Origin of the sequence: Aureimonas phyllosphaerae (genome assembly GCF_900113065.1) — a bacterium.
GTDB classification, from domain to species: Bacteria; Pseudomonadota; Alphaproteobacteria; order Rhizobiales; family Rhizobiaceae; genus Aureimonas; species Aureimonas phyllosphaerae.
The window spans coordinates 1-19230 of the sequence record NZ_FOOA01000015.1 but is presented as its reverse complement, the minus strand read 5'-3'; the positions used below and the strand labels follow the sequence as shown (position 1 = coordinate 19230).

Annotated in this window: 16 protein-coding genes; 7 read left to right on the top strand and 9 right to left on the bottom strand. The window is 67.3% G+C overall.

Annotation, left to right across the window (positions count from 1 at the left end; all coding sequences use genetic code 11):
• Positions 1-5: 5 nt before the first annotated feature.
• A complete protein-coding gene (locus BM175_RS16265; protein ID WP_090964855.1) occupies positions 6-1460 on the top strand; it encodes a pectate lyase in 1455 nt (484 codons plus the stop codon).
• Positions 1457-2824, top strand: coding sequence for a pectate lyase family protein (locus BM175_RS16260; protein WP_090964853.1), 1368 nt, complete (start codon positions 1457-1459; stop codon positions 2822-2824). Before BM175_RS16265 ends, BM175_RS16260 begins: the two co-directional genes overlap by 4 nt.
• On the opposite strand, the gene BM175_RS16255 is transcribed toward BM175_RS16260, so the two are convergent.
• Complete coding sequence (locus BM175_RS16255; protein WP_175526883.1) at positions 2812-4188, bottom strand: O-antigen ligase family protein; 1377 nt, start codon at positions 4186-4188, stop codon at positions 2812-2814. The two genes, BM175_RS16260 and BM175_RS16255, sit on opposite strands and share 13 nt — an antisense overlap.
• A 271-nt stretch (positions 4189-4459) precedes the next feature.
• Here BM175_RS16255 and BM175_RS16250 point away from each other — a divergent pair, with 271 nt between their 5' ends.
• Positions 4460-6709, top strand: a complete 2250-nt coding sequence (locus BM175_RS16250) for a GumC family protein (RefSeq protein ID WP_090964849.1) — start codon at positions 4460-4462, stop codon at positions 6707-6709.
• A 151-nt stretch (positions 6710-6860) separates the two neighbouring features.
• On the opposite strand, the gene BM175_RS16245 is transcribed toward BM175_RS16250, so the two are convergent.
• The 5 genes from BM175_RS16245 to BM175_RS16225 form a co-directional block, all read right to left on the bottom strand.
• Positions 6861-7502: a metallophosphoesterase family protein gene (locus BM175_RS16245; protein WP_090964847.1), complete on the bottom strand. Its 642-nt coding sequence runs from the start codon at positions 7500-7502 to the stop codon at positions 6861-6863.
• Entirely contained in the window at positions 7493-8446 is a 954-nt protein-coding gene (locus BM175_RS16240) for an NAD-dependent epimerase/dehydratase family protein (RefSeq protein ID WP_090964845.1), read from the bottom strand. The genes BM175_RS16245 and BM175_RS16240 overlap by 10 nt, the downstream gene beginning before the upstream one ends.
• On the bottom strand, positions 8430-9425 hold the full coding sequence (locus tag BM175_RS16235; RefSeq protein ID WP_175526882.1) for an ATP-grasp domain-containing protein: 996 nt from the start codon (positions 9423-9425) through the stop codon (positions 8430-8432). The genes BM175_RS16240 and BM175_RS16235 overlap by 17 nt, the downstream gene beginning before the upstream one ends.
• 213 nt (positions 9426-9638) lie before the next feature.
• On the bottom strand, positions 9639-10799 hold the full coding sequence (locus BM175_RS16230) for a glycosyltransferase family 4 protein (RefSeq protein WP_244546040.1): 1161 nt from the start codon (positions 10797-10799) through the stop codon (positions 9639-9641).
• An 89-nt stretch (positions 10800-10888) separates the two neighbouring features.
• The gene (locus tag BM175_RS16225; protein ID WP_175526881.1) at positions 10889-12052 is read right to left on the bottom strand and encodes a glycosyltransferase; all 1164 of its coding nucleotides are present in this window, start codon (positions 12050-12052) and stop codon (positions 10889-10891) included.
• Positions 12053-12292: 240 nt separating this feature from the next.
• Here BM175_RS16225 and BM175_RS16220 point away from each other — a divergent pair, with 240 nt between their 5' ends.
• From BM175_RS16220 to BM175_RS16205, 4 genes are read left to right on the top strand one after another with little or no spacing between them, the layout of a single operon-like run.
• Positions 12293-13609, top strand: a complete 1317-nt coding sequence (locus BM175_RS16220; RefSeq protein WP_090964839.1) for a polysaccharide biosynthesis/export family protein — start codon at positions 12293-12295, stop codon at positions 13607-13609.
• On the top strand, positions 13606-14265 hold the full coding sequence (locus tag BM175_RS16215; protein ID WP_244546039.1) for a sugar transferase: 660 nt from the start codon (positions 13606-13608) through the stop codon (positions 14263-14265). The genes BM175_RS16220 and BM175_RS16215 overlap by 4 nt, the downstream gene beginning before the upstream one ends.
• The gene (locus BM175_RS16210) at positions 14262-14942 is read left to right on the top strand and encodes a PIG-L deacetylase family protein (RefSeq protein WP_090964837.1); all 681 of its coding nucleotides are present in this window, start codon (positions 14262-14264) and stop codon (positions 14940-14942) included. The genes BM175_RS16215 and BM175_RS16210 overlap by 4 nt, the downstream gene beginning before the upstream one ends.
• A 30-nt stretch (positions 14943-14972) precedes the next feature.
• Complete coding sequence (locus BM175_RS16205; RefSeq protein ID WP_090964835.1) at positions 14973-16259, top strand: DegT/DnrJ/EryC1/StrS family aminotransferase; 1287 nt, start codon at positions 14973-14975, stop codon at positions 16257-16259.
• A 162-nt stretch (positions 16260-16421) separates the two neighbouring features.
• Here the strand turns inward: BM175_RS16205 and BM175_RS16200 are convergent, their stop codons facing one another.
• From BM175_RS16200 to cysT, 3 genes are all read right to left on the bottom strand, one after another.
• A complete protein-coding gene (locus BM175_RS16200) occupies positions 16422-17450 on the bottom strand; it encodes a sulfate/molybdate ABC transporter ATP-binding protein (protein ID WP_090963688.1) in 1029 nt (342 codons plus the stop codon).
• A gap of 18 nt (positions 17451-17468) precedes the next feature.
• Positions 17469-18374, bottom strand: coding sequence for a sulfate ABC transporter permease subunit CysW (gene cysW / locus BM175_RS16195; RefSeq protein WP_090963686.1), 906 nt, complete (start codon positions 18372-18374; stop codon positions 17469-17471).
• On the bottom strand, positions 18358-19230 hold an 873-nt coding region (cysT, locus tag BM175_RS16190), incomplete at its 5' end, for a sulfate ABC transporter permease subunit CysT (RefSeq protein ID WP_139224670.1). The genes cysW and cysT, both read right to left, overlap by 17 nt.

Genomic DNA, 19230 nt, shown 5'->3' with positions numbered 1-19230 from the left:
GCGTCATGATCAGGCTTGGCGCCGTCGCGCTGCTCGTGTTCCTCGTCCATCCGCTCGGCGGACGAGCCCAGGATACAGGCGAAACCGCTCCGGGCGCGACCGCCCGCCAAGCCATGGAAAAGGCCGGTGCCTTTTTCAGAGATCGGCTCGGCGTCCATGGAACCTATGTCTGGCGCTATTCCCTGGATGGACGCCGGAGGGAGGTGGAGGGCGGCAGCGCCGCCCCTTCGGTGGGCTGGGTTCAACCCCCGGGCACGCCCGCCGTGGGAGCCGCCTTCCTGCGGATCTACGAGGCGACGGGCGATGCGCAATGGCTCGACGCAGCCCATACCGTGGCAGCCGCGCTGGTCGACGGTCAGCTCATGTCGGGCGGCTGGCACTTCTCGATCGAGACCGACCCGGACGAGAGGGAGAACTGGTGCTACCGCTCGCGTGACATCGAGGCCAAGGCTTGCCAGCGGATCAAGGACAATCGCTCGGCAAATCGGACGGTCCTCGACGACAACACCTCCCAGAGCGTCTTCAACTTCCTGATCTGGTTCGACGAGGCGAACGACGGCAAGGACCGGAGCGTGCGCGAGGCGATCGACTACGGTCTGGGGCAGCTGATGCGGGTCCAGTACCGCAACGGCGCGTTCCCCAACTTCTTTTCGACCGGTGCGCCCGGCGCAGACGTCGAGACCGCCTCGCACGCCAGCATGCCTGCTTCCTGGTCTCCGGACTGGCAGAAACCCGAGACGCCGCCCTATTTCATCGTCAACGACAACGTGCCCCGGGATACGGGTCGCCTGTTTCTCAGCGCCTATAAGACCTATCGCAATCCCGACTACCTGAAGGCGGCCATGCGCCTCGGCGACTTCCTCGTGGCAGCACAGCTGCCGCATCCCCAGGAGGGTTGGGCACAGCAGTACGACCGGACACTTCAGCCCGTCTGGGGACGAAAGTTCGAACCGCCGGCGGTCGTGTCGCGCGAAACGGCCGGATCGATCGACTTTCTTCTCGAACTCTACCAGGCGTCCAACAAGGCTCGCTATCTCGAGGCGGCGCGGTCGGCCGGGGACTGGCTCACCGGCGCGCGGCTGTCCGACGGCACGTGGGCCCGCTACTATGAACTCAACACCAACCGGCCACTCTACGTCGACAACGACAACCGGGTGACCTTCGAGCCCGTCAACCTCCTTACGCATTACGGAATGAAGGGCGAGTTCGAAATCCCCCTGACCCTTGCTCGCCTCGCGCGCGTCCTTCGAGGAGAAAGGCCGACGGAGCCGAACCTCTGGGTCAGTCCGGCGGATGATCTTGGCCCCGACCAGCTGCAGAAGGATGCCGCGGTCCTGATGGCCACCCAAGACCCGGAAGGCCGGTGGGCGGACGGCGAGTGGGTGGATGGAAAGCGTTTCGTGGACGCCGTCTTCGTGCTGGCCCGCCATGCTGCGATCCAGGATGACGCGGAGCAATGAGACCGGTCGTCTTCGGCGGTGTGGTTGCGGTCTGTCTTCTGGTGCCGGGCCCCGGCGGGTCGGAGGCGCATGCCGAGCCGGTCTCGGCGTTCCCGGGAGCCGAGGGCTTCGGGCGCCTCTCGCAAGGCGGGCGCAACGGGCGGATCGTCGAAGTGGTACACCTCGGCGATTCCGGACCGGGCAGTCTGCGCGCCTGCCTGCTCGAGACCGGGCCGCGCAACTGCGTCTTCCGCGTGTCCGGCACGATCGTCCTCGACCAGTCGCTGGTCGTGCAGGGGGAGGCAGCTGGCCAACTCTCGATCCTCGGCCAGACGGCGCCGGGCGAGGGCATCACCATCACGACCAGACCGGATGCCGAGGGCTTCCGGCGAACGCCCCTGATCCTGCGCAGCACTCATGACGTTCTCCTGCGGCATCTGCGCCTTCGGCCCCAGTTTCCCAACACGGTCAAGAACGTCGACGCGCTGACGGTGGAAAACAGCCGCCGTATCTATGTGGACCACGTCTCGGGTTCCTGGGCGACGGACGAGAACATCAACCTCGAGGGCGCGACGAGCGACGTCACGATCGCCCATTCCGTCTTCGCTGAGGGACTGCGCCCGCACAGCAAGTGCGCCCTCCTCGGATCGGGTTCCGGCGTGGCCCAGAACATCTCGTTCTGGCGCAACCTCTGTGCCTCCAACGGCGATCGCAATCCCGACACCAATCATCGCGCAGGGTCCTGCGTGGAGGTCACCGACAACCTCTTCTACAATGCCGGCTCCGAGTGGACCGAAGTCTTCAGCCAGGAAGCCGGCGGCACGCCGATCTCGATCGTCGGCAACTACTTCAAGGCCGGTCCCTCGACGGCCGATCTGTCCTATGCGATCCGCTGGAACGACACGAACGCGGTCGCGCCGCCCCGCATCTTCGCCCACGACAACCAAAGCTGGGCGCCTCCCGGCAAGCGGATCGTCGATGCGAGCGAGAACGCGCTTCCCCATTTTGCCGCAGCACCTCCATGCCCGCTGAGCGCGCCAAGTCTCGGGGACGCGAAGCGGGCCTTCGAAGATGTCGTGACGGCGGCGGGCGCTTTTCCGCGCGACGGAATCGATCGCCGATTGGTCCGGGAAGCGGGAAGGCTTGGTCTGCCCGGTACGGGCAAGATCCGCCGCGGCCCCGGCAAGATCGTGGAGGTCGAAGAGCAGGCGGCTTACGAGGATCTCGATGGCGACGGGATGGCGGATGCCGTCGAGCAGCGTTTCGGCGCGGTGCCGGGCGTTGCCGATGCCTGGGCTGCGCTCGACGACGAAGGTCGATACCCGTTCGATCGCTTCATGGAATGGCTGTCGCGCGAGCGGATCGAGGGGCGCTATCCCGGTTGATGGGGCGAGCGTGGGACGAGGGGTGCGGCATGGCTGCGCGAGCGCCATTCGGCCGCTCGAGCGTTGCGGCCGGGGGCCCGCCGTTTCAAGCTCCCTGTCCGGCCGAGCAGGCCGTGGTTGAGCGATACGACGCTCGGCGCGAGTCCCAGGAGGAGGGGAACCACGAAGAAGCGCCCGTAGAGGTGGGGAAAGGCGTTGGCGGTCGCCGCAAAAAGGCAGACCGCGGTCAAGGTGCAGGCGCCGGCAAGGCGATCGCGACCGGCGCCGATCGCGGTGATGCCGAGCAGGACCCCGCTCAGAAGGATGAGCGCGAAGCCGATCACACCCAGCAGTCCGGCTTCCACCCAGATGAGAAGATATGCGTTGTGGACGGGCGCATGAAAGGCGCTGACGACGCGGTACTGATCCGCCCCGAAGCCGAAGAGGAGGGAGTGGTCGGCCATTCCCATCGCCTCGTGGATCAGTTGCATGCGGCCTGCGAATGTTCCCGCCTGGTCGATGTCGCCGTTCTCCAGCGCCCCCAGGACGCGGCGCTGGAACACCGGCGGCAGGAACTCGCGACCCCAGGTCACCATCACCATCAAGAGGCCGACCCCCGAGCCCGCGGCGACCGCGATCCGCCAGATCGAGGCCGTCAATCCGGTGAAGGCGGCGATGGCCAGAAGGAGCCCGATCAGGCCGGTGTTCGATCCGGTCAAGGCAATCCCGTAGGCGAAGAGGAGGAGGAGCGGCCATCGCAGCCATCCGCGGACGCTTCCTGATGCCGTCAGCCAAAGCGCCAGGGGCGCGCCCATGGCGATCAGCGAGGCGCACTCGTTCTCGCGTTCGACGAACCCGACGAGGCGGCCGCTGCCGGTCACGAAGGTCGTGTTGCGCTCTCCCAGGACGTCCACCACCAGGATGCCGTGCAGGCACATGAGGACGAGGGACGCGAGGAAGGCCTTGATGAGCAGAATGGTCTCCCGCCACGGCCGCGCCAGGACCACGTAGGGAAGGAGGAGATAGGCGAAGCAGTACTGGGCCCACAGGATCACTCCCCGGTCCGCGGCCCCGTGAAGGAGGCTGCTCGCGAGGAGCATGACCGAAAGCAGCATGATCCCGAGGTTCCAAAGGGGGGTTGCCGCTCCCAGCGGTGCATAGACGAAGGATCGGTTCGTCACCCTGGCCAGAAGCGTCGCCACGACCAGCACGTCGCTGGCGGTGAAGTAGAAGGCATCGACCCGAAGGATGTTGAAGGGGGCGAGGAAGACCGCGCCAACTGCCAGCCAAAGCTCCAGCCCGCCGCCGGCGCGTGCTGGTCGGTCAGGCTCCGATCGAAAGGGCGTGGCGCCGCCCCACGACCTTGGTTCCGCTTCGTGGTTCATTTCGCACCGTTCGCCGAGCCGCCACCCTATCGCCGCGGCCGGGTGGCTTCTGCCTCGATCGGACTCAAGTGTTCGACGGCCAGCGCTTGAAGCCCTCCGATCGGTTGCCCGCCTTCGCCTTTTGGCGGATGAACACGCGTTCGGCTCGTCCGTTTGGCGCACTCGGCCCATCGTCCGCCCATGCTACGCATTCGGGAATGTCGTCGTGTCGACAGGCGTCGACACCGCCTGAAGGCACGGCTGAGACCGTTGGGCCCGGAGGCGACTGGTCATGGGCGTGCTGGACGAGACCGTCTATACGCAGCGCTTTACTCCCGCTGCCACCGACTGGCCGGAAACGCAGGGAAGCGGCCGGCTCATCGGCGCCCGTGAACTCATGGGCCTTGCCCGCCGACGCAGGCTGCTGATTGCCATGTTCGGCCTCTCCGGGCTCCTGCTTTCGCTGCTGGCGATCCACGAACTGTCGCCAAGCTACAAGGCCCAGTCGATGATCTTGCTGGAGCCCGACGACCCGAACCTGCTCGACGATGCACCGGATCAGGCCGTGCAGCAGCCCAACTCGTCCAAGCTGGATACGGAAGCGGACCTGATGACCTCGCGCTCGTTCGCCGGGCGGGTGGTGGACGAACTCAACCTGATCGCCGAGCCCGAGTTCAATACCTATCTCGTCGCGGCCGGATCGGAGCAGGCGGGGGCGTCCGCAGGCTGGCTGCGCAGCTGGCTGCCGGGTGTCTCGGCCGCCTTCGGGCAGGATGAGCAGGCTGCCGCACCGTTGCCGCCGAGCAGCGTGCAACGGGACAGCGCCATCACCGTCCTTCTTTCCCGGCTCAACACGTCGCGCAGCGGCGAGAGCTCGGTCATGGTGGTGTCGGCGGTGGATGAGCAGCCCGAGCGTGCCGCGTTGATCGCCAATACCACGACCGGGCTCTTCGTGGACTGGTCGCGCGATCAGAAGCGCGAGGAGATGAAGGAGGCGGCCGACTTCCTGCGCCAGCAGGCCGGCGAACTCGCGACACGCATCGGGCGGATCGAGCAGGAGATCGCCGAATATGGCGGTCGCAACCAGGTATCGAGCGACCCTCGCGACGATCTCCTGCGGCTGGCCATGCAGCAGGCCAACGAGCAGCTGAGCGCGGCGCGAGGAGACCTGACCCAGGCTCGTGCAAGACTTGCCCAGGCGCAGGCCGCGGCTGCGGGCGGCGTGCGTTCGGGCATGGATCAGCTGTTGTCGTCCGATTTCCTTCGCACGCTCCGAACGGAGGAGGCGACAGCGCTCGGGGAACGCGCCGACCTCGCACGGAGCTTCGCGCAGGCTCATCCCCAGATCCAGCGCGCCGACGCCAAGATCGCGAGCGTCCGTGCGCTGATGTCGGAGGAGTTCCAGCGCATCCTTGCAGGGATGGAAGGCGATGTGCGCATCGCGGAAGGGCGCGTCGCCGATTTCGAGCGCGACCTGGAAGCCGCCACCGTCGAACTGCGGCAGCGAAGCCTTGCGGAGATTCGGCTGCGCGAACTCAATCGCGATCTGCTGACCGAACAGAAGCTCTACGACGTGACCGCTTCCCGCCTCGGTAAGCTCGACCCCTTCGCTGCCGTCGCAAAAGCCAATGCGCGCGTGGTTTCGGTCGCGGAAGTGCCGACATCCCCCTACTTTCCCAAACCTCGAATGCTGGTCGGCGGTGGCGTCGTCGGCGCCTTGGTCCTCGGCTTCGTGGTGGCCGTCACGCTGGAGAGCCTCGATACGCGGATCCGCGACGGACGCGGGGCCGCCGGCGTCGCGGGCGCACCGTTGCTGGCCTCGATCCCGCGGCTTCGGCGCCGGCTCGGCTCGCGAAAGACCGATCTGTTCCAGGAGATCCAGGACAGCCCGCATGCACTGCCGGCCGAGGCCTTCCGCGCGTTGTTTCGCAGCTGCCGGCGCATGGTGCCGAAGGACAGGCCCCAGTCGGTGCTGCTGACCTCCGCTCTTCCCTCGGAAGGCGCATCCCCGACCGCGGCCGGCCTCGCGGCGACCGCCGCGCTGCTCGGAGCCCGCACGGTCCTGATCGATCTCGACCCCCGTTGCGCAGATCGTCCGGCCTCGCTCTTCCAGGAACCTATCGGGCCATCCTCGTTTGCGATCGACCGGTTGGAACGCGGGTTCGACATCGCCGACGGGCTCAAGCCGGTCTCGGCTATCCCCTCGCTGTCGATCCTCGAGATTGCGGAAGGGGATCCTCGTCTCGTCGGTGAAGATGCCTTGGAAACACTTCTCTTCCGGCTTCGGGAAAGCTGCGAGTTCGTGGTGATCGCAGCCCCGCCGGTGCTGTGCCGCGAAACGGCCGTGTGGGCCGGCGCCCACGTGGATACGGTGCTGCTGGTGGCGAGTTGGAACCGGACGAGCGACGAGAAGCTGGCCCAGGCCGGCCAGCGCCTGCGACTGAGCGGAATCGAGCCAAGGGGCCTCGTCATCGATCAGGTGGAGCCGGAAGCGTCGTCCGCCCGCAGGACGCGCCGCCACCGCACGGGCGCCAGATTATAAGGCACCGGGATACCATGCTTTGCCGGACCTGCGTGGTGTGTCGGCAGATTTTGGAGTTTGGCCTGCGAAGGCGGAGGAACCCTCGACCACGTGGTGGGAAACAGGCATCCGCATATTCCGACACCAGTCGCAACGACCATTTGGACGGTTGCTAGGCCGGAAGCTTGGAGCGGTAGTAATCCAGGCAGACTTGCGCATAAGAGCGCGCTTCCATCTCGGCCAGGAGGCGCTGCCAGGGATAGTCGATCTCGCGAAGCGAGATGTCCCCGCTCGGAAGGTCCATGACCGCATAGCTCGCTCGGCTCAGTTCCTTGCGGTTCTGGCCGAGGCTGCCGCAGTTGACGATCCTCTTCCCCGATCGCCGGACGTCGAACGCATGATGGGTATGGCCGATCAGGTAGTCGCGATCGATCTCGATATCCGTATCGCGGAAGACGCGCTGGCCGTCGATCGTGTGGATGCAGGTGAAGCCGCCGAGATTGGTGCTCAAGGGAAGATCGCGGATCAGGTCGGCTCGCTCGAAGCGCGCGCTGGCGTGCTCGTAGAATTGCCGGACCAACGGGATCTCATGGGCGACCGGATCGAGACCAAGGAACAATCGCTCGTGATTGCCTTCCAAGAGACTGCTGTTGGGCAACGACACGATCAGTTCCAGGCAGTCGTCACTCCAGGGACCGTAGTTCACGACGTCCCCCAGGCACAGATAGGCGTCCACCTCGCGGGCCGTCGCTGCGACGAAGGCCTCCAGTGCCGGCAGATTGCCGTGGACGTCGCTGAATACGGCTACGCGCATGGAACGGGCTCCTCGGACCTCGCCCGCAGCATGGCCAGCCCATCCACGAGGGACGTGGGAACGTGGCCCCACATGGCCTGCGTCTTCGCCATGGACAGGGCGGGGAAGCTGCGCTGCGGTTCACCGGCGAAGGGCTGCGCTTCGATCGTCACCGCGAAATCGGGAAAGGTTGCTCGTACGGCCCGGGCGAGATCCAGAACGGAATGGGCCATGCCTGAACCGGCGTTGTAGACGCCAGGCTCCCCGCCGCGGACCGCCGCTTCGATCAGGCGAGCGACATCATCCACATGGACGAAGTCGCATTCGGCCGTTCCCCCGTCGTGTACCGGCAACGGCTTGCCAGCTGAGGCTTGGGCCATGAAGAACCCGACGACGGATCCTCTCTCCATGCCGGGCCCATAACAGGAGCCGACGCGGAAAACGATCGAGGCGAGCCCGTGCCGGCGTCTCAGATGCTCCACGAACAACTCGCCGGTCAGCTTGCTAGCAAGGTAGAACGTCGCCCTCTCCGCGGGGTAGAGCGCAGCGTCCTCCGTGATAGCATCGCCCGACCAGGCATAGGCCTGGCCCGAGGAGCAATGCACGAGGCGTTTGCCCGCGCCCGCACAGCATGTGGCCAGCCGAAGCACCGCCATCGCGTTGGTCTCGAAGCATGCCTGCGCATAGGCCGGGTCGGCGTAGTCTGGTGGCAGAAAGGCGGCGAGGTGGCAGACGACATCCGCGTCCGCCACCGCATCGTCGACCAGCGCCTCGCCACAAAGGTCGCCGACGATCGTCCGGATCGTCCCCGGGCCGGGGAACGAGGGAACAGGACTGCGGTGGACGAGGGCGGTGACGTGATGGCCTTGTGACACCAGCAGGCGGGTCACGCGTCGCCCGAGTGCGCCGGAGGCTCCCGTGAGAAAGACCCGACGCGACGACGTGTCCTCAAAGAAGGATGGCATCGCCGGTGATCTCGCCGGCCTGTGCCATGGCCGCCACCCGAGAGTTGTCGACCGCCATCTCCTTCCAGTAGCGCAGGATGGTCATTTCGCGCGCCTCCGGCTGGGGGGATTCGTCCCGCAGCAGATAGTTGGCGATCATCAGCGGCTCGTTGAAGCCGGCCAGCGATCGGCAGAAGGTGGTGCCGGACGAGCGCGCGTTGAACTCGAAGATGTAGGGGATCCCGTCGCGCAGACGCAGTTGCGTGTTGCAGGCGCCATAGGGTTTCAGCGCTTGCATGACGGATGTCACGAAGGCCGAAAGACTGGCGTTCTTCTCGACAAAGGCCTTGTAGGTATCGCCATCGCGCAGAATGCGCCGCATGGTGATCACGCCGAAGCAGCGCCCTTCGAAGTTGACGCTGCCGCAAGTGTACTCGTCGCCCAGGATCTGCTCCTGGACGACATAGTTGTCCGCCGGCAGCGTGTCGGCGAAACGCGAGAGGTCCTCCCTCGTCCTGGCGACGAAGACCCCTTGCGAGCGCGATCCGCCCCGGCGTGGCTTGAGCACTGCGGGAAAGGACGCGAAATCGTCGGGATCATCCGACAGGAGGAGGGTGCGGGGCGTCGGAAAGCCGTTCGCTTCCAGGAACTGCGCGGTCGCCAGCTTGTCGTCGCTGATCTCGACGATCCGCGGTTCGCTGATCGAAACGTGAATGCCGGCGGAGCGGAAACGGCCGACGGCGGCCGCAAAGATCGGAAGTTCGGGATCGAGCCCCGGGAAGACAAGCTCCGCACCCTCCTTTCGGGCGATCTCGAGGATCCGATCGACGAAGGCGGGATCGCTTGCGCGCGGAACCCGGTAGGCGCGGTCGACCGCGTAGAGTCCGGTCGCCGTCGCTTCCGCATCGACCCCGACGACGCGATAGGAACTGCCTTGCAGGCTCTTCAGGATGCTTTGGCCGACCCCGCCGCCAACGCCGGTGACGATGATGGTCTTCATGCGATTGAACCCCTTGTCGCGAGAGCATCCAGGGACCCGGCCCCCTGCCGGTTCCAAGGTTCGGGTCGGCACGGGAGCCGCGCGGCCGTCCCATCGAGTTGAGCACGACTGCAGACGGAGAAGGGCACGTCTTTCGGTGAATCCGTCACCGCCTGACGGGTCGATCGGCGCAGCAGGCATTGTCCATTTGGATGAGGCAGGCAGCATGCGCCATCAGGCGGTGTGGCGATCGGTGCGGGGAGGGATGGTCGCATCGTCCAACTGCCGGTTGAGGCCGAGGGCCTGCATCAGCCCCGCATTGACCTTGTGGACATCGAACCTCTCTTCGGCGAGCCTGCGCGACCGGGCACCCATTCTGGCCGCAAGCGTTTCATCCCGGAGAAAGGCTTCCATTCGAACGGCCAGCGCCTCGGCATCGCGCGCCGGCACGAGGAAACCGTTCTCGCCTTCGCGTACCGTCTCACGGCATCCCGGCGTATCCGCGGTGATGATGGCGCGTCCTGCCGCCAACGCCTCGAGCGCGCTGCGCGGGATGCCCTCTCGATAGTAGGAGGGGAGCACGAACACCGTCGAGGCCGTCAGATAGGGTCGCACGTCTCGCGTCTCGCCGAGATATTCGACGATCCCCTCTTCCACCCAGCCGTCGAGTTCCGACTTCGCGATGACGAGGGGGCTCGGGTCGAATGGCCCGAGCAGCTGGAAGCGCGCGTGGGGAAAGGTCCGCTTCAGGACGCGGGCGGCTGCCGCGAACTCGCACACACCCTTGTCGCGCAGGAGGCGCGCCACCAGAAGGAACGTCGGAGGGCCGGCCGGTGGTGGTTGTGCCGTGAAGCGATCGAGGTCGACGCCGGAGCCATCGAGCATGACCAGCGGCGTACCGTCGCCGACCATCGTGTGGCGGCGTATGTCCTGCGCATCCGCATCGTTGTAGGCGAAGGCCGCCTTAACTCCCACGAGGGCCAGGCGGTGCAGCGCGATGCTCAGCCGTCGTATGGCGGTCACGCGCCAGCCGCCGGTGCGACCGCCGAACAGGAAGCCGAAGCCGGTGAACAGCGCAAAACGCTCCGGTACCCCGGCAAGACGTGCGGCGAGGCTGCCGTAGACGATCGGCTTCATCGTGTAGGACAGGACGGTATCGGGAGAAATTCGACGCAGTTCCCGGTAGAGCGCGAGGACGGTTCTCAGGTCGGTCAAGGGGTTGGTCCCCGTGCGCGCCATCGGGATCTGCACGAAGCCGACGCCGATCTCCCGGAGTGTCGCGATGGCGCCGGGATCGTGGTCCGGGGCGAAGGCGACCACCTTGTGTCCGGCCGCGACCATGGCCTTCAGAAGGTCGAGGCGGAAGCAGACCAGCGACCATGTGAGGCTCGCCACGACAACGACGCTCTTTCCCCGGCTATCCGCGCGCGCAACCGCTTGGGGCGCCGTATCCCCGGCGAACGGCAAGTGGGCCTCGACGATCGTCACGACACGGCCCGGGGAACGAGCGCGGGTCGGGAACGGTCGAGCACCCTCTCGTAGAGATCGAGATGGCGTCGGACGTAGAGCGAGAGCGAGAAGCACTCGATGATGCGTTGTCGTGCGCGAGCGCCCAGAGCCCGTCGCTCGTCGGGCGAGAGGCTGAGGAGCTGTGCCAAGCCTGCCGCCAGAGCTTCGCTGTCGGCCGGCTCCACCACGACGCCCGTCGGTCCGACGATCCACCCGCAGTCGCCCACCGCCGTGGTGACGGGCGGCAAGCCCGAGGCCATCGCCTCGCCGAGGGCCAGCGGGCACGCTTCGCCCCAGGCGGAAGACAATGCGTAGATGTCGAGTCCCGGGAGCAGATCGGAAAGGTCGTTGCGGACGCCGAGCGTCGTGATGCGCGCGTCGATGCCCAGTTCGCGCGCGGTGGCCCGCACCGGTCCATCGATGTGCCCGTCGCCGACGAACACACCCTGCACATCGTGCCCCGCGCGAACGAGCCGAGCGATGGCTCGTACGAGACTGGTCTGGTCCTTCATGGGATGGAAACGCGCCACATGGCCGATCAGGAGGCGTTCTGGCGGTACTGCCAATTCCTCGTGCAATCGCGCTCTTGCCTCCATCGACGGCCTGAACCTGCTGCAATCGGTCCCGTTGGGGATGACGACGCGCCGGCGTGGATCGAAACCCAGCCGCTCGTGATCGTCGGCCGCCACGCGCGAGCAGTAGCAGATGGCGCCGGCGCGGCTCGAAAGCCTTGCCGAAAGGCGCAGAAGCCTGCGCGTGAACGGGCTCTCGTCGCTCAGGCGCGTGATCGTGTGATGAATGCCCCAGATCACGGGCGGGAAGCGCCCGGTCAGGACGGACCCCATCATGGCGGCCAGGTTGCCGTGGTACATCCAGCCATGCAGAAGATCGGGCGCGGCGTCGCTGACGCAGCCGGCCAACCGCGGGACATCGCGCGGTCGCGGTCGTCGCCCCATGTCGATCGACGTGACCCCAATGCCCTGCCGGGTGATCTGCTCGCTGACCGCCCCAGGCGCGAGCAGTGACAGGACCGCCGAAGGAAACGCCTGCCGGTCGACCTGCTCCAGGAAGCGGGCGAGCATCATCTCGGCTCCGCCGACATTCAGTCCCGTGATGGTGTGGAGAACCCTGGAAGCCATGGCGGGAGCTTTCCTGCTCGGGTGGGGCGGCACGGATGCGCACCGAAGGCGGGCACTGACCGCCGCCGAGGATAAGCAAGCCATAGTGGGCATCCAGATAGCCAAAGGGTGCACGCGACGTGACCTTGGCCGTAGGCATGGGCACGGCGTTTCAACCGAAAGTGTAGCTGACCCCCGACGGCCAAGGCGCCCTAGGCTCGTCCCGGGGGAAGCACCCCGCCAGGGGTCGAGCAGAACGCCATGAGAGCCATCCGCACCATCGCCCGCAGCATGTTCCGCGATCCGGAACGTCGCTCCCGCATCGTCGCGACGGCGGGCGCCTTGCTCCTGGTCTCCCAACTGATGGGGCCGGCGCGGGCCGATGCGGACGATACCTACCGCCTCGCACCGGGCGATACCCTGACCTTCGATTTCGTGGACGACGCATTGCCGGCCGAACAGTTACCCGTGTCCAGCGGCGGCGGCGTCAGCATCCCGCTCCTTGGCGATTTTCCCGTCGCAGGCCGCACCGTCACCGAAGCACTGGGCGCCATGCGCACGGCCTTTGTCGAGCGCAAGTTTTTGGTCGATCCGCAGATCTCGCTCTCGGTCGCGAGCTTTCGCCCGATCTACGTGCTCGGCGACGTGAAGGCACCCGGATCCTTCGCCTTTCACCCCCTCCTGAACGTCGAGCAGGCCGTGGCGCTCGCGGGAGGGCAGGCGGTCGGCGGCATCACGGCCGAGGATCGGGTGGTGGCACGGGCCAGACTGCGCGGCGACATCGACGAGATCGAAGTCCAGACCGCGCAGGAAGCGGTGATCGCCGCCCGTCTCACGGTGCAACTGGCCGGCCGCTCGGACCTCACCGCCGACGACCTGCCCCCCAAGACACGGCCTCTCATCCGCGATGAATTGCTGGGGGCGCTGATGCCCACGGCCCGCAAGATCCTCAGCACCGAGCAGCGCGGCTTCGAGACCCGGCGCGCCCAGCTCACGGAGGCGATCGCCGAGGTCAGAAGCGCGCTCGTCAATCTCGACGAGCTTGCACAGAAGCAGAAGGCGGTGATCGAGTCCGCGCGAGCGGAATCGGAACGCGTCAAGACCCTCAACCGGCGCGGACTGAAGACCCTGACGGAGGTCGCAGGCGGCGAGCGCGATGCCACGTCCCAGGAGTCGCACCTGCTCGAGATCTATAACCAGGCTTCCACCACGCGGCGGGAACTCGGCGAACTCCAGCGTCAGCTCGACGACCTGACCGACAATCGCTCGCGGTTGGCGCTGACCGATCTTCAGGCGCGGACCGCCGAAATCGAGCGACTTCTGGCGTCGCGCTCTTCGATCGAGGAGCAGATCTTGCTTCTCGGCAGTCTGGCGGCCGATGCGGAGCGCCGTGCTGCCACGGTCCAGTTCCAGTACCGGATCCGCCGCCTGGAGGACGATCGAGCCGTGACGCAGGATGCCGCGCTGGACACCCACGTGCTGCCGGGCGACACGGTCCTCGTCTCGATCGCCGACGGCTCGACCTCGATGAGCGCCCTTCCGCTCGCGAGCCGGGCGCTCGAGGGGTTGAGCCAATGACGCCCGCCCTCCGTCGCTCCGCCGGCATGCGCGCCCTGCGGGCTGGTCTGGGGCGCGCCCTTGCGCTCCTGACACTCCTGGCTCTGCTTCCCCTGGCGCTTGTCACCGCGATGCTGGTTTTCGTGACGCTCGGACGGCCACTGCTGTTTTGGCAACGTCGCTCCGGCCTGCATGGGCAGGCCTTCGTTCTCTGGAAGTTCCGAACGATGCGGGAGGCCCGTGACGCCCGCGGCGAACTGCTCCCCGATGCGCTGCGACAGACGGCGCTGACGCGGCTGCTTCGCGCGACACGCCTCGACGAGGTGCCGCAGCTTCTGGCCATCTTCCGCGGTCAGATGGCTTTGGTCGGCCCGCGTCCATTGCTGCCCGAAACGATCGCCGGGTTCGGGGCGCTCGGCGCCGTCCGATCGAGCGTGCTGCCGGGCCTGACGGGATGGGCACAGGTCAACGGCAACACCTGTCTCTCCGATCGCGAAAAGCTCGCCCTCGATCTCTGGTACGTCGAAAACCGCTCCTTCGCCCTCGATTGCCGCATCCTGGCTCTCACCGTGTTGGTGATCCTCACGGGCGAGCGGCGAAATCTCGGCAATCTCGAAAGGGCACGGCCGATCCTGCGGGACCTCGAAGCGACGACTGCCGCGAGCGTCCGGCCATGAACGAGAGGTTTCTGGGTCGCTGCCTCGTGATCGCGCCTCACCCGGACGACGAGGTGCTGGGTTGCGGCGGGACCATGGCGCGCGCCGCCGCGGTCGGCTGCGAGGTGCACGTTGCCGTGGTCACGCGCGGACAGGCCCCGGCCTTCAGCGAAGACCTGATCAACACGGTGCGGGCCGAGGCTCGCGCAGCTCACGCTCATCTCGGCGTCCTGGAAACGCACTGGCTCGACCTTCCCGCGGCTCAGCTCGCCGAAACCCCGCATGCCCGCCTGAACGCAGCGCTCGCCGACCTCGTGCGCAAGGTGCGACCCGACACCCTGCTGATCCCCTTCGTGGGCGACATGCACCTCGACCACCAGCTGATCTTCCTGTCTTCGCTGGTCGCGTCACGGCCGCATCAGGCCGAATACCCCCGGCGGATCCTCGCCTACGAGACCGTGTCCGAGACCAACTGGAACGCACCCTATGTGACGGCAGGCTTCGTGCCGAACGTCTTCATCGGGATCGAGGAGACGTTGGAGCGCAAGCTGGAGGCCGCGGCCCTGTTCCGGTCGCAGGTGCGCCCGTTCCCGCATGAGCGCTCGCTGGAAACCCTCCGCGCCCTTGCCGTCGTCCGCGGCACCGCCATGCACCTGGCCGCCGCCGAAGCCTTTGTTCTCATCCGGGACGTGATGTGACGTTCCCCATCCACCGAGGAGTGTGCCGCCATGAAACGCTGGCCGATCTATGACGAGGAGCAGATTTCCGACGTGGTCGAGGTGCTGCGGTCGGCGAAGGTGAACGCCTGGACGGGCGACCATGTCGCCCGCTTCGAGGAGGCCTATGCGAAGCATCTGGGTCGTCGCCATGCGGTCGCGGTCGCCAACGGCACCGTGGCGCTCGACCTCGCCTTGCGCGTTCTGGGGATCGGTTCGGGCGACGAGGTCATCGTCACGCCGCGCAGCTTCGTGGCGTCGGCGGCCTGCGTGCCGTTCGCCGGGGCGACACCGGTCTTTGCCGACGTCGACCCCGTTTCGGGCAACCTGACCGCCGAAACCATCGCTCGCCGCATCACCCCACGCACCAAGGCGGTCATCCTCGTGCATCTGGCGGGCTGGCCCTGCGACATGGAGCCGATCATGCGGCTCGCCCGGCGACGAGGACTCAAGGTCATCGAGGACTGCGCGCAGGCGCACGGGGCGCGCTACGACGGGCGACCCGTCGGCTCGTTCGGCGATATCGCGGCCTTCTCGTTCTGCCAGGACAAGATCATCACGACCGGCGGGGAGGGCGGGCTGATCGCGATGGATGACGACGCCCTCTGGGAGGCGGCCTGGAGCCTGAAGGACCATGGCAAGTCCTATGCGCTGGCGCACCAGGGCATCGGAGCACCCGGCTTTCGCTGGCTGCATCAGTCGATCGGCACCAACTGGCGCATGATGTCGATCCAGGCGGTTCTGGGACTGCGGCAACTCGAGCGTCTGGAGGACTGGCGGCTCGAGCGGGAGCGCAACGCGCGGATCTGGATGGACGGACTGCGCGACCTCGCGCTGGTCTCCATCCCCGAACTCTCGTCGCGGCATACTCACGCCTGGTATCGTCTCTACGCCCACTTGGATCCGTCGCGTCTCGCCGAGGGCTGGACGCGGAACTTGCTGGTCGCGGCCATCGCCAAGGCGGGCGTGCCGTGCTTTTCCGGCAGCTGTTCGGAAATCTACCTCGAGGAAGCGTTTGCCTCCGCCCATCTTGGCCCGGCCAAGCGGCTGCCCATGGCTCGTCGCCTCGGCGAGCGGAGCCTGGCGTTCCTGGTCGACCCGTCCTGGAGCGCGCAGGAGACGAGCGAGGCCGTGGCGACCGCGCGCGACGTCCTCCTCGGCGCCACCCGCGAGATCGCCCTGACGCGTCCCGTCTCCGAGATCCGCGACCTGTCGCAGATCAAGCCTGTCCGCATCCCGGACGCCGTGTTGGCGCAGGTCGCCCTGCGTCCGTCCATACAGCGGGATCGGGCGAGCTGACGGTCTTCCGTGAGCTTCAGGACGCGGAACGGGCCGGACGAAAGTCCGGCCCGTTCCGCGTTTCGATGAAGGGGTCGCGACAACGAGGGCGGCCGATCAGATGGCGCGGCACCCCTCAGGATGTTCCGACGGCAGGCGGCGCGATGTCGCGCCGCTTCCGGCTCAGGCGAAGAGTTGCCAGCGTTTTGGCATCACGGTGATGGGTGTTCCGGCCTCGCTCGGGGCGTGGGCGGGCAGTTCGACCTCGATCCGGCGTGCGGGGTCGGCGAGGTTGAACTCGGCCATGCGCGCCCCGCCGACGCGCCGCGTCAGCGCGATCTGGCCGGACAGGCCGCGCGCGCTCGGCGCCAGCACCTCGAAGTCGTGCGGGCGCACGAACATGCGCCAGGACCCGTCGCGCGCGTCGGTGCGCCCGAGCGGCACGCCGCCAAACGCGATCTCGCCGCCGCGCACCTCGACCGGCAGCTCGTTCGACTGGCCGATGAAGGAGAAGACGAACGGGCTCTGCGGCCGGTCGTAGATGTCGTCGGCCGAGCCCACCTGCTCGATCCGGCCCTGGCTCATGACGACGACCCGGTCGGCGAGCTCCACCGCCTCGTCCTGGTCGTGGGTGACGAAGACCGTGGTGTGGCCGGTGCGCTCGTGCAACTCGCGCAGCCAGCGCCGCAGGTCCTTGCGCACCTTGGCGTCGAGCGCGCCGAAGGGCTCGTCGAGAAGCAGCACCTTCGGCTCGATCGCCAGCGCCCGGGCGAGCGCCACGCGCTGGCGCTGGCCGCCCGACAGCTGCATCGGGTAGCGCTTGGCCACGTCGGGCAGCTGGATGAGGTCGAGAAGCTCCTGCACCCGGCGCCGGATCTCCGCGCTCGAAGGCCGCGAGGCGCGCTCGCGCACCGACAGGCCGAAGCCGATGTTGCCCTCCACCGTCATGTGCTTGAACAGGGCATAGTGCTGGAACACGAAGCCGACGTTGCGCTCCTGCACGCTTCTGTTCGAGGCGTCCTCGTCGCCGAAGAGGATCCGGCCCGCGGTCGGGAACTCGAGCCCCGCAATGAGGCGCAGAAGCGTCGTCTTGCCGGAGCCCGACGGCCCGAGCAGCGCGATCAGCTCGCCCGAGCGGATGTCGAGCGAGACGTCGTGGAGCGCGGGATAGCGGTCGAATTCCTTGCGGATGTTGCGCACGCCGATCTTCATCAGTGAGAACCCGTCATGTCAGTGGCCGCCGCGGCTGGCCTTGATGTCGCCGGCATAGCGCCATTCGAGGAAGGTCTTGAGGCAGAGCGTGATGAGCGCCAGCATGGCGAGCAGCGTCGCCACGGCGAAGGCCGCCGAGAAGGCGTACTCGTTGTAGAGGATCTCGACATGGAGCGGCATCGTGTTGGTCTCGCCCCGGATCTTGCCGGAGATCACCGCCACCGCCCCGAACTCGCCCATGGCGCGCGCGTTGCAAAGGAGCACGCCGTAGAGGAGCGCCCACTTCACGTTCGGCAGCGTCACGCGCCGGAAGGTCTGCCAGCCGCCGGCGCCCAGCGAGATCGCCGCCTCCTCGTCGCCCGTCCCCTGTTCCTGCATCAGCGGGATCAACTCGCGCGCGACGAAGGGGAGCGTGACGAACACGGTGGCGAGCACGATGCCCGGCAGCGCGAAGACGATCGGAATGCCGGTCGCCTGCACCATCCAGTGGAAATAGCCCTGCGCGCCGAACAGGAGCACGAAGACGAGGCCCGCGATCACCGGCGAGACCGAGAAGGGCAGGTCGATCAAGGTGGTCAGCAGCGTCTTGCCGCGGAACTCGAACTTGGCGATCGCCCAGGCGGCGCACAGGCCAAAGACGAGGTTCACCGGCACCGCGATCGCCGCGACGGTCAGCGTCAGCCGGATCGCGGCGAGCGCGTCCGGGTCGGTGACGGCTTGGGCGAAGGCGTCGACGCCCCCGCGCAGCGCCTCGACGAACACGGCGACGAGCGGCAGGAAGAGGACCAGCGCCAGGAACAGCATGGCCACCGCGATCAGCGTCCACTTCACCGCCGGGCTCTCGTCGGTCGGCGAGGGTCGGCGCGGGCGCAGGGCTTCCACGCCGGGCGCGGCCGCAAGGGTCGTATCAAGCGCCAAGGCCATACCTCCGGCGGCTCCAGGTCTGGATGACGTTGATCGCAAGCAGGATCGCAAAGGAGATGACCAGCATCAGCGCGGCGACCGCGGTCGCGCCGGCATAGTTGAACTCCTCCAGCCGGATCACGATCAGAAGCGGCGCGATCTCCGACACGTAGGGGATGTTGCCGGCGATGAAGATCACCGAGCCGTATTCGCCGATGGAGCGCGCGAGCGCGAGCGCAAAGCCGGTGAGGAGCGCCGGCGTGATCGTCGGCAGCACGACGCGGAACACGGTCTGGAGGCGGCCCGCGCCCAGCGTCGCGGCGGCCTGCTCGAGCTCCCCGTCCATCTCCTCCAGCACCGGCTGCACGGTGCGCACGACGAAGGGCAGCGACACGAAGGTCAGCGCCACGATGACGCCGAGCGGCGAATAGGCGATGCGAAGCCCCCCCTCGCCGAACAGCGGCGCGAAGAGGCCGCCCGGCGCGAACAGCCGCCCGACCCAGCCGTTCGGCGCGTAGAGCGAGGTCAGCGCGATGCCGGCGACGGCGGTCGGCAGCGCGAAGGGCAGGTCGATCGCCGCGTCCACCAGCCGCTTGCCGGGGAAGCGGTAGCGCACGAGCACCCAGGCCAGCAGCAGGCCGAACACGGCGTTGACGACGGCCGAGACCAGCGAGGCGCCGAACGACAGGGTCAGCGCCGAGACGACGCGCCGGTCGCCGGCCAGCGCCAGGAAATCGGAAAGCCCGAGCCCTGCCGCACGCACCGCCAAGGCCGACAACGGCAGAAGCACGATCAGGCTGAGATAGGCCAGCGTCACTCCGAGCGACAGGCCAAAGCCCGGTACGACACTCGGTTGGCGGAAATGAAAGGCCGGGCG

What these genes read in the sequence shown, in the direction of transcription:
- BM175_RS16200 (WP_090963688.1), bottom strand. Translation starts at nt 17,450, where the DNA reads ATGAAGATCGGCGTGCGCAACATCCGCAAGGAATTCGACCGCTATCCC.
- BM175_RS16235 (WP_175526882.1), bottom strand. Translation starts at nt 9,425, where the DNA reads ATGAAGACCATCATCGTCACCGGCGTTGGCGGCGGGGTCGGCCAAAGC.
- BM175_RS16225 (WP_175526881.1), bottom strand. Translation starts at nt 12,052, where the DNA reads ATGGCTTCCAGGGTTCTCCACACCATCACGGGACTGAATGTCGGCGGA.
- BM175_RS16215 (WP_244546039.1), top strand. Translation starts at nt 13,606, where the DNA reads ATGACGCCCGCCCTCCGTCGCTCCGCCGGCATGCGCGCCCTGCGGGCT.
- BM175_RS16205 (WP_090964835.1), top strand. Translation starts at nt 14,973, where the DNA reads ATGAAACGCTGGCCGATCTATGACGAGGAGCAGATTTCCGACGTGGTC.
- BM175_RS16245 (WP_090964847.1), bottom strand. Translation starts at nt 7,502, where the DNA reads ATGCGCGTAGCCGTATTCAGCGACGTCCACGGCAATCTGCCGGCACTG.
- BM175_RS16255 (WP_175526883.1), bottom strand. Translation starts at nt 4,188, where the DNA reads ATGAACCACGAAGCGGAACCAAGGTCGTGGGGCGGCGCCACGCCCTTT.
- BM175_RS16240 (WP_090964845.1), bottom strand. Translation starts at nt 8,446, where the DNA reads ATGCCATCCTTCTTTGAGGACACGTCGTCGCGTCGGGTCTTTCTCACG.
- BM175_RS16265 (WP_090964855.1), top strand. Translation starts at nt 6, where the DNA reads ATGATCAGGCTTGGCGCCGTCGCGCTGCTCGTGTTCCTCGTCCATCCG.
- BM175_RS16210 (WP_090964837.1), top strand. Translation starts at nt 14,262, where the DNA reads ATGAACGAGAGGTTTCTGGGTCGCTGCCTCGTGATCGCGCCTCACCCG.
- cysW (WP_090963686.1), bottom strand. Translation starts at nt 18,374, where the DNA reads ATGGCCTTGGCGCTTGATACGACCCTTGCGGCCGCGCCCGGCGTGGAA.
- BM175_RS16250 (WP_090964849.1), top strand. Translation starts at nt 4,460, where the DNA reads ATGGGCGTGCTGGACGAGACCGTCTATACGCAGCGCTTTACTCCCGCT.
- BM175_RS16260 (WP_090964853.1), top strand. Translation starts at nt 1,457, where the DNA reads ATGAGACCGGTCGTCTTCGGCGGTGTGGTTGCGGTCTGTCTTCTGGTG.
- BM175_RS16220 (WP_090964839.1), top strand. Translation starts at nt 12,293, where the DNA reads ATGAGAGCCATCCGCACCATCGCCCGCAGCATGTTCCGCGATCCGGAA.